At 64.8% G+C, this 14419-nt stretch carries 14 protein-coding genes; 9 read left to right on the top strand and 5 right to left on the bottom strand.

The features are described 5' to 3' along the window. Positions 1 to 44: 44 nt before the first annotated feature. Entirely contained in the window at positions 45 to 1640 is a 1596-nt protein-coding gene (gene aceB, locus BJP62_RS07965; RefSeq protein ID WP_070528690.1) for a malate synthase A, read from the bottom strand. A 106-nt stretch (positions 1641 to 1746) separates the two neighbouring features. On the opposite strand from aceB, the gene BJP62_RS07960 reads away from it, so the two are divergent. Together BJP62_RS07960 and BJP62_RS07955 are read left to right on the top strand one after the other, a co-directional pair. Further along, entirely contained in the window at positions 1747 to 2643 is an 897-nt protein-coding gene (locus BJP62_RS07960; protein WP_070528688.1) for a LysR family transcriptional regulator, read from the top strand. 195 nt (positions 2644 to 2838) lie between these two features. Continuing rightward, positions 2839 to 3198, top strand: a complete 360-nt coding sequence (locus BJP62_RS07955; RefSeq protein ID WP_070528687.1) for a 5-carboxymethyl-2-hydroxymuconate Delta-isomerase — start codon at positions 2839 to 2841, stop codon at positions 3196 to 3198. A gap of 142 nt (positions 3199 to 3340) precedes the next feature. On the opposite strand, the gene aceA is transcribed toward BJP62_RS07955, so the two are convergent. Continuing rightward, a complete protein-coding gene (gene aceA / locus BJP62_RS07950; protein ID WP_070528685.1) occupies positions 3341 to 4621 on the bottom strand; it encodes an isocitrate lyase in 1281 nt (426 codons plus the stop codon). Positions 4622 to 4877: 256 nt separating this feature from the next. On the opposite strand from aceA, the gene grpE reads away from it, so the two are divergent. From grpE to dnaJ, 3 genes are all read left to right on the top strand, one after another. After that, positions 4878 to 5411: a nucleotide exchange factor GrpE gene (gene grpE, locus BJP62_RS07945; protein WP_070528683.1), complete on the top strand. Its 534-nt coding sequence runs from the start codon at positions 4878 to 4880 to the stop codon at positions 5409 to 5411. Positions 5412 to 5569: 158 nt separating this feature from the next. Beyond that, positions 5570 to 7495: a molecular chaperone DnaK gene (dnaK, locus tag BJP62_RS07940; protein WP_070528681.1), complete on the top strand. Its 1926-nt coding sequence runs from the start codon at positions 5570 to 5572 to the stop codon at positions 7493 to 7495. A gap of 73 nt (positions 7496 to 7568) precedes the next feature. Beyond that, on the top strand, positions 7569 to 8699 hold the full coding sequence (gene dnaJ, locus BJP62_RS07935) for a molecular chaperone DnaJ (protein WP_070528678.1): 1131 nt from the start codon (positions 7569 to 7571) through the stop codon (positions 8697 to 8699). A gap of 337 nt (positions 8700 to 9036) precedes the next feature. On the opposite strand, the gene BJP62_RS07930 is transcribed toward dnaJ, so the two are convergent. Further along, complete coding sequence (locus tag BJP62_RS07930; RefSeq protein ID WP_070528675.1) at positions 9037 to 9387, bottom strand: DUF4870 domain-containing protein; 351 nt, start codon at positions 9385 to 9387, stop codon at positions 9037 to 9039. 82 nt (positions 9388 to 9469) lie between these two features. Further along, entirely contained in the window at positions 9470 to 10594 is a 1125-nt protein-coding gene (locus BJP62_RS07925; protein WP_070528673.1) for an ABC transporter substrate-binding protein, read from the bottom strand. A gap of 151 nt (positions 10595 to 10745) precedes the next feature. Here BJP62_RS07925 and coaD point away from each other — a divergent pair, with 151 nt between their 5' ends. From coaD to BJP62_RS07905, 4 genes are all read left to right on the top strand, one after another. Further along, positions 10746 to 11240, top strand: coding sequence for a pantetheine-phosphate adenylyltransferase (coaD, locus tag BJP62_RS07920; RefSeq protein ID WP_083301042.1), 495 nt, complete (start codon positions 10746 to 10748; stop codon positions 11238 to 11240). A gap of 278 nt (positions 11241 to 11518) precedes the next feature. Continuing rightward, the gene (locus BJP62_RS07915; protein ID WP_070528668.1) at positions 11519 to 11734 is read left to right on the top strand and encodes a hypothetical protein; all 216 of its coding nucleotides are present in this window, start codon (positions 11519 to 11521) and stop codon (positions 11732 to 11734) included. A 113-nt stretch (positions 11735 to 11847) separates the two neighbouring features. Continuing rightward, positions 11848 to 12786, top strand: a complete 939-nt coding sequence (locus tag BJP62_RS07910) for a class I SAM-dependent methyltransferase (RefSeq protein WP_070528665.1) — start codon at positions 11848 to 11850, stop codon at positions 12784 to 12786. A 13-nt stretch (positions 12787 to 12799) separates the two neighbouring features. Further along, positions 12800 to 14194, top strand: coding sequence for an exonuclease domain-containing protein (locus BJP62_RS07905; protein WP_070528662.1), 1395 nt, complete (start codon positions 12800 to 12802; stop codon positions 14192 to 14194). Here BJP62_RS07905 and BJP62_RS18985 read toward each other — a convergent pair. Continuing rightward, on the bottom strand, positions 14191 to 14343 hold the full coding sequence (locus tag BJP62_RS18985; RefSeq protein ID WP_236943680.1) for a hypothetical protein: 153 nt from the start codon (positions 14341 to 14343) through the stop codon (positions 14191 to 14193). The genes BJP62_RS07905 and BJP62_RS18985 overlap by 4 nt on opposite strands. Positions 14344 to 14419 lie beyond the last annotated feature (76 nt).

Here is a 14419-nt window from a genome sequence, read left to right as displayed (position 1 = left end):
ACGGCACCCTCGGGTGCCGTTTTCGTTCTGGCATCGAAGCCGGATCAGAGCTTTTCGTACAGCGGCAAGGTCAGGAATTCGGCGAAGTCGTCGCTGGTGCTCATGGTTTCGAATATCTGCGCCGCCTGCGCGTACGGCGTGGCGTTGAACACCGCGTCGCCGTGCTCCAAGCGGATTGCGTCGAGCACTTCCGGGATCATCCCGCGCACCATGTCGGCGGTGACCTTGCGGCCGTCGTCGAGCACGCCCTTCGGCGTACGGATCCACTGCCAGACCTGCGAGCGGCTGATTTCGGCCGTCGCCGCATCTTCCATCAGGTTGTGGATCGGCACGCAGCCGTTGCCGGCAAGCCAGGAGCCGAGGTACTGGATGCCGACGTCGATGTTCATCCTGAGACCCGCTTCGGTGATCGGCGCTTCCGGCTGGAAGTTCAGGAGGTCGGCGGCGGTGACCGCGACATCCGGGCGCTGCTTGTCGAACTGGTTGGGCCGGTCGCCCAAGACCTTGACCCATTCCTCCATCGCGATCGGCACCAGCCCCGGGTGGGCAACCCAGCCGCCGTCGAAGCCGTCGCCGGCGTCGCGCGTCTTGTCGGCGCGCACCGCGGCCATCGCCTTGTCGTTGGCTTCCGGTTCGTTCTTGATCGGAATCAGCGCGCTCATGCCGCCGATCGCCGGTGCGCCGCGCTTGTGGCAGGTCTTGACCAGGTTCAGCGCGTAGGCGCGCATGAACGGCACCGTCATGGTGATCTGCGCGCGGTTGGCGAGGCAGAAGTCGCGGTCGGTCTTGAACTTCTTGATGCAGCTGAAGATGTAGTCCCAGCGGCCGGCGTTGAGCCCGGCCGAATGGTTGCGCAGCTCGTAGAGGATTTCTTCCATCTCGAACGCGGCGAGGATGGTCTCGATCAGCACCGTCGCTTTGATCGTGCCCTGCGGAATGCCCAGCTCGTCCTGCGCCAGCACGAAGGTGTCGTTCCACAGCCTCGCTTCGAGGTGCGACTCCATCTTCGGCAGGTAGAAATACGGTGCGGTGCCGCGGTCGATCTGTTCCCTGGCGTTGTGGAACAGGAACAGCGCGAAGTCGAACAGCCCGCCCGAAACGCGCGATCCGTCGACGGTGACGTGCTTTTCGTCAAGGTGCCAGCCGCGCGGGCGGACGATCAGCGTCGCGATCTTGGCATTGAGCTTGTACTCCTTGCCGGCCTCGTTGCGGAAGGCGAGGGTGCGGCGCACCGCCTGCTTGAGGTTGATCTGCCCCTGGATCTGGTTGCCCCAGTTCGGCGTGTTCGAATCCTCGAAGTCGGTCATATAGCTGTCTGCGCCCGAATTCAGCGCGTTGATGATCATCTTCTTTTCGACCGGGCCGGTGATCTCGACACGACGCAGCGCGATGTCGGCCGGCACCGGTGCGATCTGCCACTCGCCGGCGCGGATGTGCGCGGTCTCGGCGAGGAAGTCCGGGCGCTTGCCGGCGTCGAGCTCCTGCTGGCGCAGCACGCGGCGGCCGAGCAGTTCCTGGCGGCGGCCCTCGAAGGCACGGTGCAGTTTGGCGACGAAGGCCAGTGCTTCCGGCGTCAGAATGGCGGCGAAGTCGTCGGAAACCGGCGCGTGGATCTGGACACCTTGCGGCAGTGAACTCATTGCGTGCTCCTCGTTGGCGTGATGTTGCAATGCACCCAGTCTAGACGCCGCCATGGCCACAAAAAAGCCCTAGAATGCGATAGCTTCTTTTACTTTCAAGTACATAATGGACGCACTCAAACAGCTGCAGACCTTCATCGCGGTGGTCAATCTCGGCAGCCTTTCGGCCGCGGCGCGCGATGAGGGCGTGGTGCCGGCGGTGATCGGCCGGCGGATCGATGCGCTCGAGGAGCGGCTGGGCGCCCGGCTGCTGGTACGCACGACTAGGCGCGTGACGCTGACGCAGGAAGGCAGCGCGTTTTTCGAGGACGGCCAGCGCATCGTCGCCGAACTCGAAGAGGCCGAAGCGGCGGTCGCCTCGGGCAGCGTGCGCGTACGCGGCCACCTGCGCGTGAGTGCGCCGGCCGGCTTCGGCCGCCGCCATGTCGCGCCGCATATCGCGACCTTCCAGCGCGAACACCCGGACCTGAAGGTCACGCTCGACCTGTCGGACCGGCTGGTCGATCTGGCCGGCGAACGCGTCGACTGCGCGATCCGCATCAGCGAGCTCGCCGATTCGAACCTCGTCGCCGTGCGGCTGGCCGAGAACCGCCGCGTCGTCGTCGCGTCGCCGGGTTATCTGGCCGAACGCGGCATTCCGAAAACGCCGGACGACCTCGAGCGCTTCGACTGCCTGTCGCTCGGCGCGAGCCAGAGCCGAGGCTGGACCTTCCGCGTCGACGGCAAGCTGGTCAACTGGCGGGTGCAGGGCGTGCTCGAATGCAATGACGGCGCGGTGCTGCACGAATGGGCATTGCGCGGCTACGGACTGGCGTGGCGCTCGCTGTGGGAGGTGCGCAGCGACGTTGGCGAAGGCCGGCTGGTGACGGTGCTCGACGCCTATTCGGCGCCCGACTATCCGGTGTACGCGGTGATGCCGCAGCGCAAGCACCTGCCGCAGCGGGTGCGGCGCTTTGTCGATCACCTGAAGGCGGCTTATGCGGCGGTGGGATACTGGGACTGAAGCGCCGGCCTCGCCCCGCCGGCGCTGCGCTCCATCGCATCACCTGCCGCCGCCTGGATGGCATCGCCTCGGCCGCCGGGAACCGCATCGGACTCCGGATTGCAGCGTTGAAACGGATGCCTCAGGGTCATGCCGGGCTTGATGATGCCCGGGGACGCCCGCACCTGTTCTGCACCTTCTCCGGAGCCACGACCGATGCCGCATCTTTCACTTGAATACACCCAGAACCTGACCGGCTACGACGCCCCCGCCGCACTGCGCACGCTGGGGCAGACGATGTTCGATTCCGGCCTGTTCGGCGAGTCCGACATCAAGGGCCGGTCGCAATGCCTCGCCGGTTATCTGGTCGGTACGTCGGATACCGACACCGCCTTCGTCCACGTGCAGGTATCCTTGCTCAGCGGCCGCACGGCGGAGCAGAAGCAGGCGCTCGGCGCGCGGATTGCCGAGGCCCTGAAGACCACCTTGCCGGCCGGTCACGCCGGCGTGCAGCTGACCGTGGACGTGCGCGACATGGACCGCGACTGCTACGCCAAGGTCGTACTGCCGGGCTGACGGGACTGGCGTGCAAGAAAAAACCGCACGCGGGTAGCGTGCGGTTTTTTCTTGGCTGCCGAAGTCGGCGCGGGAGGGAGTAGGACCGTCCCGGCAGCCACACCGCCCGTCGATCATGTCCGGGGCGGCTGGGGTATCCGGCTCAGTGGAACTGCTCTTCCTCGGTCGAGCCGGTCAGCGCGGTCGTGCTCGACTGGCCTTGCTGGATCACCTGGGTGACCGAGTCGAAGTAGCCGGTGCCGACTTCGCGCTGGTGCTTGACCGCGGTGAAGCCGCGGTCGGCGGCGGCGAATTCGGCCTGCTGCAGCTCGACGAAGGCGCTCATGCCGGTGCGGGCATAGCCGTGCGCGAGGTTGAACATGCCGTAGTTCAGCGCGTGGAAGCCGGCGAGCGTGATGAACTGGAACTTGTAGCCCATCGCGCCGAGTTCCTTCTGGAACTTGGCGATCGTTGCGTCGTCGAGGTTCTTCTTCCAGTTGAAACTTGGCGAACAGTTGTACGCCAGCATCTTGCCCGGGAACTTGGCGTGGATCGCCGCGGCGAAGGCGCGCGCGTACTCGAGGTCCGGCTTGCCGGTTTCGCACCAGATCAGGTCGGCGTACGGCGCATAGGCGAGGCCGCGCGAAATCGCCTGCTCCAGGCCCGGCTTGGTCCGGTAGAAGCCTTCCGGCGTGCGCTCGCCGGTGCAGAACGGCTTGTCGTTGTCGTCGACGTCGCTGGTCAGGAGGTCGGCGGCTTCGGCGTCGGTCCGGGCGACGAGGAGGGTCGGCACGCACATCACGTCGGCAGCCAGACGCGCGGCGGCGAGCTTCTCGACGGCTTCGCGCGTCGGCACCAGCACCTTGCCGCCCATGTGGCCGCACTTCTTCACCGACGCGAGCTGGTCTTCGAAGTGCACGCCGGCGGCGCCGGCCTCGATCATGCCCTTCATCAGCTCGAACGCGTTCAGCACGCCACCGAAGCCGGCTTCGGCATCGGCGACGATCGGTGCGTAGTAATCGATGCTGTCATCGCCTTCGGCGTGGCTGATCTGGTCGGCGCGCTGGAAGGTATTGTTGATCCGGCGCACCACGGCCGGGACCGAGTTCGCCGGGTACAGCGACTGGTCCGGATACATTTCGCCGGCGATGTTGGCGTCGGCAGCGACCTGCCAGCCCGACAGGTAGATCGCCTTCAGGCCGGCCTTGACCTGCTGCATCGCCTGGTTGCCGGTCATCGCGCCGAGGGCGTGGACGTACGGCGTTTCGTTCAGCAGCTTCCAGAGCTTTTCCGAACCGCGGCGTGCCAGCGTGTGTTCAATCTGTAGTGAACCGCGCAGCCTTTCAACATCGGCGGCGCTGTAAGTACGCTGGATGCCTTTCCAGCGCGGATTTTCCGCCCATTCCTTCTCGAGTTGTGCAATGCGCTCTTCCCGTGTAGTCATCTCTCTCTCCCGCGTGGTGACTGGCGTTTCCGCCGAAAACAAAAGAAATTCAAGCACAAAACTACTGCAGCGCAACATGATTTTGCGGTGCACCAATAAAGTGTAGTCCGATGATTTTGACTACATATTGGGGCTTGCCCGTATCCCTTTGATCGCATTGCCGTTTGACCGGTTTCCCCGTCTGCAAATGCTTGAAATTTCCCGGCTTGGCTCTATATAGCGGGGCAGTCTTATGTTTTTCAGGAGTAGCTAGCCAATGTCGCAAGAAAACGAACAACAGCCTTTGAATCAGACCGAACAGGATGTGACCGTCGCGCAGGACGAAGCGCAGGGCGCAGGCCTCGAGGCCCAGCTGACCGCCGCGCTGGCCGACCTCGACCGCGCGCGCCAGGACGTGCTGTATGCCAAGGCCGAGATGGACAACGTCCGCCGCCGTGCCGCCGAGGAAAACGACAAGGCGCGCAAGTTCGCGGTCGAGAAGTTCGCGCGCGAGCTGCTGTCGGTGAAGGACGCGATGGAAATGGCGCTGCTCGACCAGTCGGGCAATTTCGACGCGCTGAAGATGGGCGTCGACCTGACGCAGAAGGCGCTGGTATCGGCGTTCGAAAAGTTCGAACTCGTCGAAGTGGCGCCGGCGGTCGGCGACAAGCTCGACCCGAACGTGCATCAGGCGATCTCGATGGAACCGGCGCAGCAGGAGCCGAACACCGTCGTTCGCGTGCTGCAGAAAGGCTACACGCTGTCGGGCCGCGTGCTGCGTCCGGCAATGGTCATCGTCGCCGCGGGCTGACCCGCCTGCAGGGATGTCGTGCTCGCTGGTGCCCGTCGCCACAACCCGCTGTCGGCGGGGGCTTGAAAACCCGAACGACATCCCCACTTGGCCAACAAGGTTATTCGAATCGATGGTCTCGCCGCGGCGGGGCCGACTTATTTGGAAGGAAACGAATCATGGCAAAAATCATTGGTATTGATCTGGGTACGACCAACTCCTGCGTGGCGGTGTTCGAGAACGGCCAGCCGAAGGTGATCGAGAACGCCGAGGGCGCACGCACCACGCCGTCGATCATCGCGTATCAGGAAGACGGCGAGATCCTCGTCGGCGCGCCGGCCAAGCGTCAGGCCGTGACCAACCCGAAGAACACGCTGTATGCGGTGAAGCGCCTGATCGGCCGCAAGTTCACCGACAAGGAAGTGCAGAAGGACATCGACCTGATGCCGTTCGGCATCGTCAAGGCCGACAACGGCGATGCCTGGGTGTCGGTGCGCGACAAGCAGATGGCGCCGCCGCAAATCAGCGCCGAAGTGCTGCGCAAGATGAAGAAGACCGCCGAAGACTACCTCGGCGAGGAAGTGACCGAAGCCGTGATCACCGTGCCGGCCTACTTCAACGACAGCCAGCGCCAGGCGACCAAGGACGCCGGCCGTATCGCGGGTCTGGACGTCAAGCGCATCATCAACGAGCCGACCGCTGCCGCGCTCGCGTTCGGCATGGACAAGCACGAAGGCGGCGATTCGAAGATCGCCGTGTATGACCTCGGCGGCGGTACCTTCGACATCTCGATCATCGAAATCGCCGACGTCGACGGCGACAAGCAGTTCGAAGTGCTCGCGACCAACGGCGACACCTTCCTCGGTGGCGAAGACTTCGACCAGCGCCTGATCGACTACATCATCGGCGAGTTCAAGAAAGAGCAGGGCATCGACCTGAAGAACGACGTGATGGCGCTGCAGCGGCTGAAGGAAGCCGCCGAAAAGGCCAAGATCGAGCTGTCGAGCGCTGCGCAGACCGAAATCAACCTGCCGTACATCACCATGGATGCAACCGGTCCGAAGCACCTGGTGCTGAAGATCACCCGCGCCAAGTTCGAGTCGCTGGTCGACGAGCTGATCGAGCGCTCGATCGAGCCGTGCCGCGTTGCCCTGAAGGACGCCGGCCTCAAGGTGTCGGACATCCATGACGTCATCCTCGTCGGCGGCCAGACCCGCATGCCGAAGGTGATGGAAAAAGTGAAGGAATTCTTCGGCAAGGAAGCGCGCCGCGACGTGAACCCGGACGAAGCCGTTGCCGTCGGTGCGGCGATTCAGGGCTCGGTGCTGTCGGGCGATCGCAAGGACGTGCTGCTGCTCGACGTGACCCCGCTGTCGCTGGGCATCGAGACGCTGGGCGGCATCATGACCAAGCTGATCCAGAAGAACACCACGATCCCGACCAAGGCATCGCAAGTGTTCTCGACCGCCGACGACAACCAGAACGCCGTGACCATCCACGTGCTGCAGGGCGAGCGCGAGAAGGCGGCGGCGAACAAGAGCCTCGGCCAGTTCAACCTGTCGGACATCCCGCCGGCACCGCGCGGCACGCCGCAGATCGAAGTGACTTTCGACATCGACGCCAACGGCATCCTGCACGTGTCGGCCAAGGACAAGGCGACCGGCAAGGAGAACAAGATCAAGATCCAGGCGTCGTCGGGTCTGTCGGAAGACGAGATCAACCGGATGGTCAAGGATGCCGAGCTGAACGCCGAGGAAGACAAGAAGCTGTCCGAACTCGTCGCTGCGCGCAACCAGGGCGACGCGATGATCCACTCGGTGAAGAAGTCGCTGGCCGAGTTCGGCGACAAGGTGTCGGCCGATGAAAAGGCCGCGATCGAAACCGCGATCAAGGAACTCGAAGAAGTGGTCCAGGGCGACGACAAGGAAGTCATCGAAGCCAAGACCAACGCGCTGATGCAGGCCAGCCACAAGCTGGCCGAGCAGATGTACGCGCAGCAGGGCGGTGACGCCGCTGCGGCCGGCGGTGCCGAGGCAGCGGGTGACAAGAAGGACGACGGCAATGTCGTCGACGCCGAGTTCACCGAAGTGAAAGAAAACAAGTAATCCGGTTGTTGCATCTGGAAAGGCACACGGCGCGCACGGCGGGCCGTCGTGCCTTTTTGCTTAGGTGATATCCATGTCCAAGAAAGATTTTTACGACGTCCTCGGGGTCAATCGCGACGCCTCCGACGACGACATCAAGAAGGCCTATCGCAAGCTGGCGATGAAGTATCACCCGGACCGCAATCCGGACAGCAAGGACGCCGAAGAGAAGTTCAAGGAGGCCAAGGAGGCCTACGAGATCCTCTCCGAGCCGCAAAAGCGCGCCGCGTACGACCAGTACGGCCACGCCGGGGTCGACCCGCAGGCCGGCATGGGCGGCGGTTTCGGTGGCGGTGCCGGCGGCTTTGCCGACGCGTTCTCCGACATCTTCGGCGACATCTTCGGCGGCGGTCAGCGCGGCGGCGGTGGCCGCTCCAACGTCTACCGCGGCGCCGACCTGCGCTACAACATGGAGATCTCGCTGGAAGAGGCCGCGCGCGGCGTCGAGAAGCAGATCAAGATCCCGTCGCACGACGAATGCGAGCTCTGCCACGGCTCGGGCGCCAAGCCGGGCACCGAGGCCAAGACCTGCCACACCTGTGGCGGCGCCGGCCAGGTGCGCGTGTCGCAGGGCTTCTTCAGCATCCAGCAGACGTGCCCGACCTGCCACGGCAGCGGCCGCTACATCCCCGATCCATGCCGCAACTGCCACGGCACCGGCCGCGTGCAGTCGAGCAAGACTCTGGCGGTGAAGATCCCGGCCGGCGTCGACGAAGGCGACCGCATCCGGCTCTCGGGCGAAGGCGAGCCGGGCGTCAACGGCGGCCCGCCGGGCGATCTGTACGTCGTCGTGCACCTGAAGTCGCACTCGGTGTTCGAGCGCGAGGGCAACGACCTGCACTGCGAAATGCCGATCAGCATCACCGTGGCGGCACTCGGCGGCGAGATCGAAATCCCGACGCTCGACAACAAGGCGCGGATCTCGATTCCGGCCGGCACCCAGACCGGCCAGGTGTTCCGGTTGCGCGGCAAGGGGATCAAGGGTGTGCGCAGCGCGATCACCGGCGACCTGATGTGCCATGTGGTGATCGAAACGCCGGTGAGCCTGACCAGCCGGCAGAAGGAGCTGCTGCGCGAATTCGACGAGATCAGCCAGGGCGAGCCGGGCAAGCACAACCCGCGCGAGAAGTCGTTCATGGACAAAGTCAAAGACTTCTTCTCCTGAGTTTTCCGGTTCGGCTTTCGCCCGATTGCTTTGTCGCTGCGCCGCTCGTGTACTGACCGTACACGTCACGGCTTGCTTCGCGCACTCGAACGAAATCCTTTCCGGAAGTGCTGCGTGACCAGTTGCAAGGCTGGAAAACAAAAAGGCTGCCCTCGGGCAGCCTTTTTGTTTGTGGTACGACACGCATCTCAGTAGGCGAGCGAGCCGGTTCGTTTTCGCCCGAAGCGCAGGAGCCGGAATGGACATGAAGTCCATGAGGACGACCCGAAGGTAGCCCCCTTGCGGGGTTCCGAGTATCGGACGGGAACGAAATGCGCCGGCACAGCCGCCTGATGGCTTACTTGATCAGGCGGATATTGAACGGCAGCACGCAAGGCTGGCCGTTGCTGGCCTTGACCGCGCCCATGATGCAGAAGATCAGCTGGGCGACGAACATGATGCCGATCAGCAGGAAGCCGACGAGCACGATCGCGAGGATCTGGCCGATCAGCGTCAGCAGCAGCATCGTGATCGCCCAGTTCAGCGCCTCCTTGGCGTGTTCCTGCAGGAAGGCGTCGTCCTTCTTCAGCAGGTAGACGATCAGCGCCGGGATAAAGGTAAAGAAGATCGTGCCGATCCAGACGAGGACGGCGAAGGTCTGGCTGTTCTTGTCGGCGGCGGGCGAGGACGGGCGGGGGAAGTCGGTCATGGCGGTCTCCTTGTGTTCGAAAAGCCGTTCCAAACGGCGATGCCCCGCGGGCGGGGCATCGTCGGGATCGTCATTGCAGCGATCAGCGGGTCAGTGTACCGGTCGGCGAGATCATCGTCAGCTCGACAAAGTTGCTGCCGGTGCGCTTCTTGTCGCCGAAGTCGACGATGAAGCCGCCGAGGTCGTAGCGCTTGAGCGAGGTCAGCGCGTTGTAGACGGCCGAGCGGGTCGGGTTTTTGCCGGCGCGCTTGAGCGCCTCGACGACGAGCCGCGCCGACAGATAGCCTTCCATCACCGCGTACGACGGCGTGCTGCCGTCGCGCAGCACGGCGGCGGCGTCCTGCTGGAACTCGCGCACGAAACGCAGCTGCTCGTTGCGCGGATACGGCAGGACCTCGGAAATGGCCAACCCGTGCGCCTGCTTCTTGCCGACGGCCTGAATCACTTCCTCGAACTGGATCGGCGACAGCCCGTAGAGCTGGGCGGTGCCGCCGCCGGCGCGGAACTGCTTGACGAAGGTTGCGGCCGGCCTGGACACGGTGATCAGCACCACCGCCTCGGGATTGAGTTTGGCCAGTTCGTTCGCGGCCTTGGTGGTATCGCCGCTCTTGCGGTCGTACCAGGCCTCGCCGACCAGTGCCAGCTTGCGCTTGGCCAGCGCATCTTTCAGTGCGCCGTAGCCGGCCTGGCCGTAGGCATCCTGCTGGGCGACCACGGCGATCCGGGTGACGCCGAGGTTGCCGGCGAGCAGGTTGACGATGCGGTCGATCTCCTGCCGGTAGCTGGCGCGGGTGTGGAAAACGAACAGGCTGCTGCCGGGCGTACGCAGGGCATCGGCGCCGGAATGCACGCCGACGAGCGGAATGCCGGCGTTGTCGAGCACCTTGGTTTTCTCGAGCTCGGTCATCGTTGCCGTGCCGTAGTACGACACCAGCGCCAGCGCGCCTTCCTTGTCGATCAGCTCGCGGGTATTGGCGACGGTGCGTTGCGGATCGTAGCCGTCGTCGCGGACAACGTGGTTGATCGGCTCGCCATGAATGCCGCCGTTGGCGTTGACGCGCGAGAAATACAGCGAGGCGCCGAGCGCCAGCGCCTTGCCGGTGCCGGCGACGAGGCCGGTGGTCGGCACCGACTGGCCGATGACGATGTCGGCGTGGGCGAGCGGGGCCAGCACGAGCGCGGCTCCCAGCAGAAACTTGCGCAACACGGCGGTCTCCTCGTTGGTGATCGGGCCATCTTAAATTAAGCCGCCGTCGGCAGCCAAACCGCCGAGGCCGGGGTATTGCCCGGCGCAACATTGCCGCCAAAGGCCGGTGTTATAGTGACGGCATTGACGGTCCATTCAGGGGATGACGCCGATGCGGCGGGGCGTATATGCAGGCAGTTTCGATCCGGTGACCAATGGCCACCTGTGGATGATCGAGCACGGCGTGCAGCTGTTTGACGAGATGATCATCGCGATCGGCGAGAATCCGGACAAGCGCTACACCTTCTCGCAGGACGAGCGGCTGGCGATGCTGCGCGAGACGACGGCGCACCTGCCCAACCTGCGGGTCGAAACCTTCGAGAACCGCTTTCTCGTCGACTACGCCCGCGAAGAAGGGGCGCACTACATACTGCGCGGCATCCGCGAGGCGGCCGACTATGAGTTCGAGCGCAAGATGCGCTACGTCAACGCCGACCTGGCGCCGCATATCGACACCGTGTTCCTGATGCCGCCGCGTGAAATCGCCGAGATCAGCTCGACCATGGTCAAGGGTCTCGTCGGCCCCAAGGGCTGGGAGGGCGTGGTGCGGCAGTATGTACCGACCGCGGTTTTCGAGCGTCTGCTGCAATGGCAGGCGCAGGGCTGAACCGGCCTTGCGATGCTTGCCGGCCTGACGGCTGGTATTCGGGTGTGCGATGCCGGGCCGGGGCTGTACTGGAAGGTCAAGGCGAGGCACTGATGGCGTAACCGCATTTTTGCCGATTTTTAGCCGATATTGGCCGCTGAAAGGCGACGATGGCTGGCGAGTGCGGGTGAAGCCGGAACCGTGCCAGCAAGCCGTCCGTCCGAACTTGTATTGCGGGCAGGCACTCTTCGGGGAATGCCGCAGTCATAGCAGAACCTCAACGAGGAGGACTGTTAACAATGCGTGCTCTCAGCAAGTGGATCGCCGTTGTCGCCGCGACCTTGTTTTCTGCGGCGGCGTTCTCGGCAATGACCGCGCCGAACGATATTCCGACCAGCGACCATGGTACCGGCCTCGACCAGAACCAGTGGCTGCACAAGCAGGCCGGGCCGGGCAGCAACAGCGGTGGCGGTTTCGGTGGCAGCGGCGGGGCAGGTGCAGGCGGTGGCATGTAGCCGCGGTTGACTCATCCCAACGAAAAGGCGGCCTCTGGCCGCCTTTTGCACGTCCGGCATTGTCGGCGCATCCGGTAGAATGCGCCTTTACATTCCTCCGCCCCTGCCGTCCGATGAGCGACCTTTCCAGCTACAAGAACCGCCTTGCCAAGAATGCCAAGCACTGGGGCAAGTGGGCCCGCCGCCAGGGCATCCAGTGCTACCGGCTGTACGACCGCGACGTGCCCGAGTTTCCGGTCGTCGTCGACTGGTACGCCGGCAGGGTGCATCTGGCCGAGGTCGAGACCGGCTGGGTACAGACCGACGAGGACCACGAGGCCTGGCTTGCCGAGATCTGGTACGCGACCGGCGAGGCGCTCGGCATTCCCGAGGACGATATCGCGATCAAGCTGCGCCGGCGCCAGAAGGGCGAGTCGCAGTACGAGAAGACCGGTGCCGAGGGGGACGAGTTCATTGTCGAGGAGGACGGATTGCGTTTCATCGTCAACCTCGACGCCTATCTCGACACCGGGCTTTTCCTCGACCACCGCAATACGCGCAAGCGCGTGCGGGCCGAATCGGCCGGCAAGCGGATGCTCAACCTCTTTTGCTATACCGGTGCGTTTTCGGTCTACGCTGCTGCCGGCGGCGCAAGCGAGACGGTGTCGGTCGACCTGTCGAACACCTATCTGGCATGGGCCAAGCGCAACCTCGAAGTCAATGGCCTCGATACGCCGGCGCACACGCAGGTGCGCGCCGACGTGCTGCAATGGCTCGGCGACGCCGAACGCGCCGGCGAGAAGTTCGACCTGATCGTCTGCGATCCGCCGTCGTTCTCGAACTCGAAGAAAATGGCCGGCATCCTCGACGTCCAGCGTGACCAGCGCTATCTGGTCGAAACCGCGCTCGACCTGCTCAATCCGGGCGGCGTGCTGTATTTCTCGAACAACCTGCGCCGCTTCAAGCTCGACGAGGCGCTGGTGCCGCTGTGCGAGGACATCTCGACCGAGTCGGTACCCGAGGATTTCCGCAACAAGCGCATCCATCAGTGCTTCCACTTCGTGAAGCGCTGAATCCCGTGTGGCCATGAACCCTTACCACAGCGCCCCCCTGGTCTTTGTCGACCTCGAAACCACCGGCGCGACGCCGGCCAGCGACCGGATTACCGAGATCGGCATCGTCCAGGTCGACGACGACGGTGTGCGCAGCTGGTCCAGCCTCGTCAATCCGCAACAGCCGATTCCGCCGTTCATCCAGCGGCTGACCGGTATCGACGACGCGATGGTCGCCGGTGCGCCGACCTTTGCCGAGCTCGCCGACACCGTGCTGCCGCAGCTGCAGGGCCGGGTGTTCGTCGCCCACAACGCGCGCTTCGACTACGGCTTCCTGAAGCACGAGTTCGGCCGGCTCGGGCTGCGTTTTTCGGCCCCGGTACTGTGCACGGTCAAGCTGTCGCGCAAGCTGTACCCGAACGAGTTCAAGCACAGCCTCGACGCGATCGTCGCAAGGCACGGCCTGACGGTCGACGGCGAGCGCCATCGCGCCTTGAGCGATGCGCGGCTGCTGCCGGCCTTTCTCGACGTCGTCCTGCGCGAACATCCGTCCGAGTCGGTACAGCAGGCGATCGCCGAGCTGCTACGCCAGCCGCGGATTCCGGCCGGCCTCGACCCGGCGGTGATCGACGAGCTGCCCGAGACCGGCGGCTGCTACTCGTTTTATGCCGCCGACGGCGCCGCCTTGCTGGTCGGGCGCAGCCACAACATCCGCAAGCGGGTGCTGCAGCATTTCGCCGCCGATGCACGCAAGCCGCGCGAACTCGAAATGCTGGCGCGGCTGGCACGCATCGACTGGCAGGAAGCGGCAGGCGACTTCGGCGCAATGCTGAACGAGGCAAGGCTGATCCGCTCGCTCAAGCCCGCGTACAACCCGCGCCCGAAGAAGAATGCCGGCGCTTGCGTGCTGCGTCTGGCCGAACAGGAGGGCGCGCTGATGCCGGCGGTCGTCGATCTGGCCGAGCCGGCCGAGCCGGGCGACGTCGATCCGCACCGCGTGTTCGGACCGTTCCGCGCCCGTCGCGACGCACAGCGGCTGCTCGAGAAACTCGCCGACGGCACCGGCCTGTGCCGGCAGCTGTTGGGGCTCGAGCCGCGGACCGGCACGCCGTGCAGTGCCCAGCCGCAGGGGAAGTGCCGCGGCGCCTGCATCGGCCGCGAGCCGCTGGCGACGCACAACGCGCGGCTCATGTCGCTGCTGGAAAAACACCGCTTCGCGCCGTGGCCGCACCCGGGGCCGGTCGGTCTGGTCGAAGGGCCCGAGTGGTCGCCGCTGATCCACGTGATCGACCGCTGGTGTTACCTCGGCACGATCCACGACCCCGCCGAACTCGACACGCTGCAGTGCGCAGCCGACTTCGATTTCGACGCGTACAAACTGATCCAGTTCGAGCTCAAGCGCCGCGCCGGCCAGGTGCTGCGCTTCTAGGTGGCCAGCGCCCAGTCGGCCGCGGCATGGGCATAGATCAGGGCGGTGTCGAACAGCGGCAGTGTGCTGTTGCCGTCGCCGACGAGCAGGTCGATTTCGGTACAGCCGAGCACGATCGCGCCAACGCCGCGTGCGGCTAGCGCGGCCATTTCAGCGCGGTACGCGGCGCGGCTGGCGTCAAGGAAGATGCCCCTGCACAGCTCGTCGTAGATGATGCGGTCGTTG

Origin of the sequence: Jeongeupia sp. USM3, from assembly GCF_001808185.1 — a bacterium.
Taxonomy (GTDB): Bacteria; Pseudomonadota; Gammaproteobacteria; order Burkholderiales; family Chitinibacteraceae; genus Jeongeupia.
The sequence above is the reverse complement of the archived record's forward strand: the minus strand, read 5'-3'. Positions and strand labels throughout refer to the sequence as shown.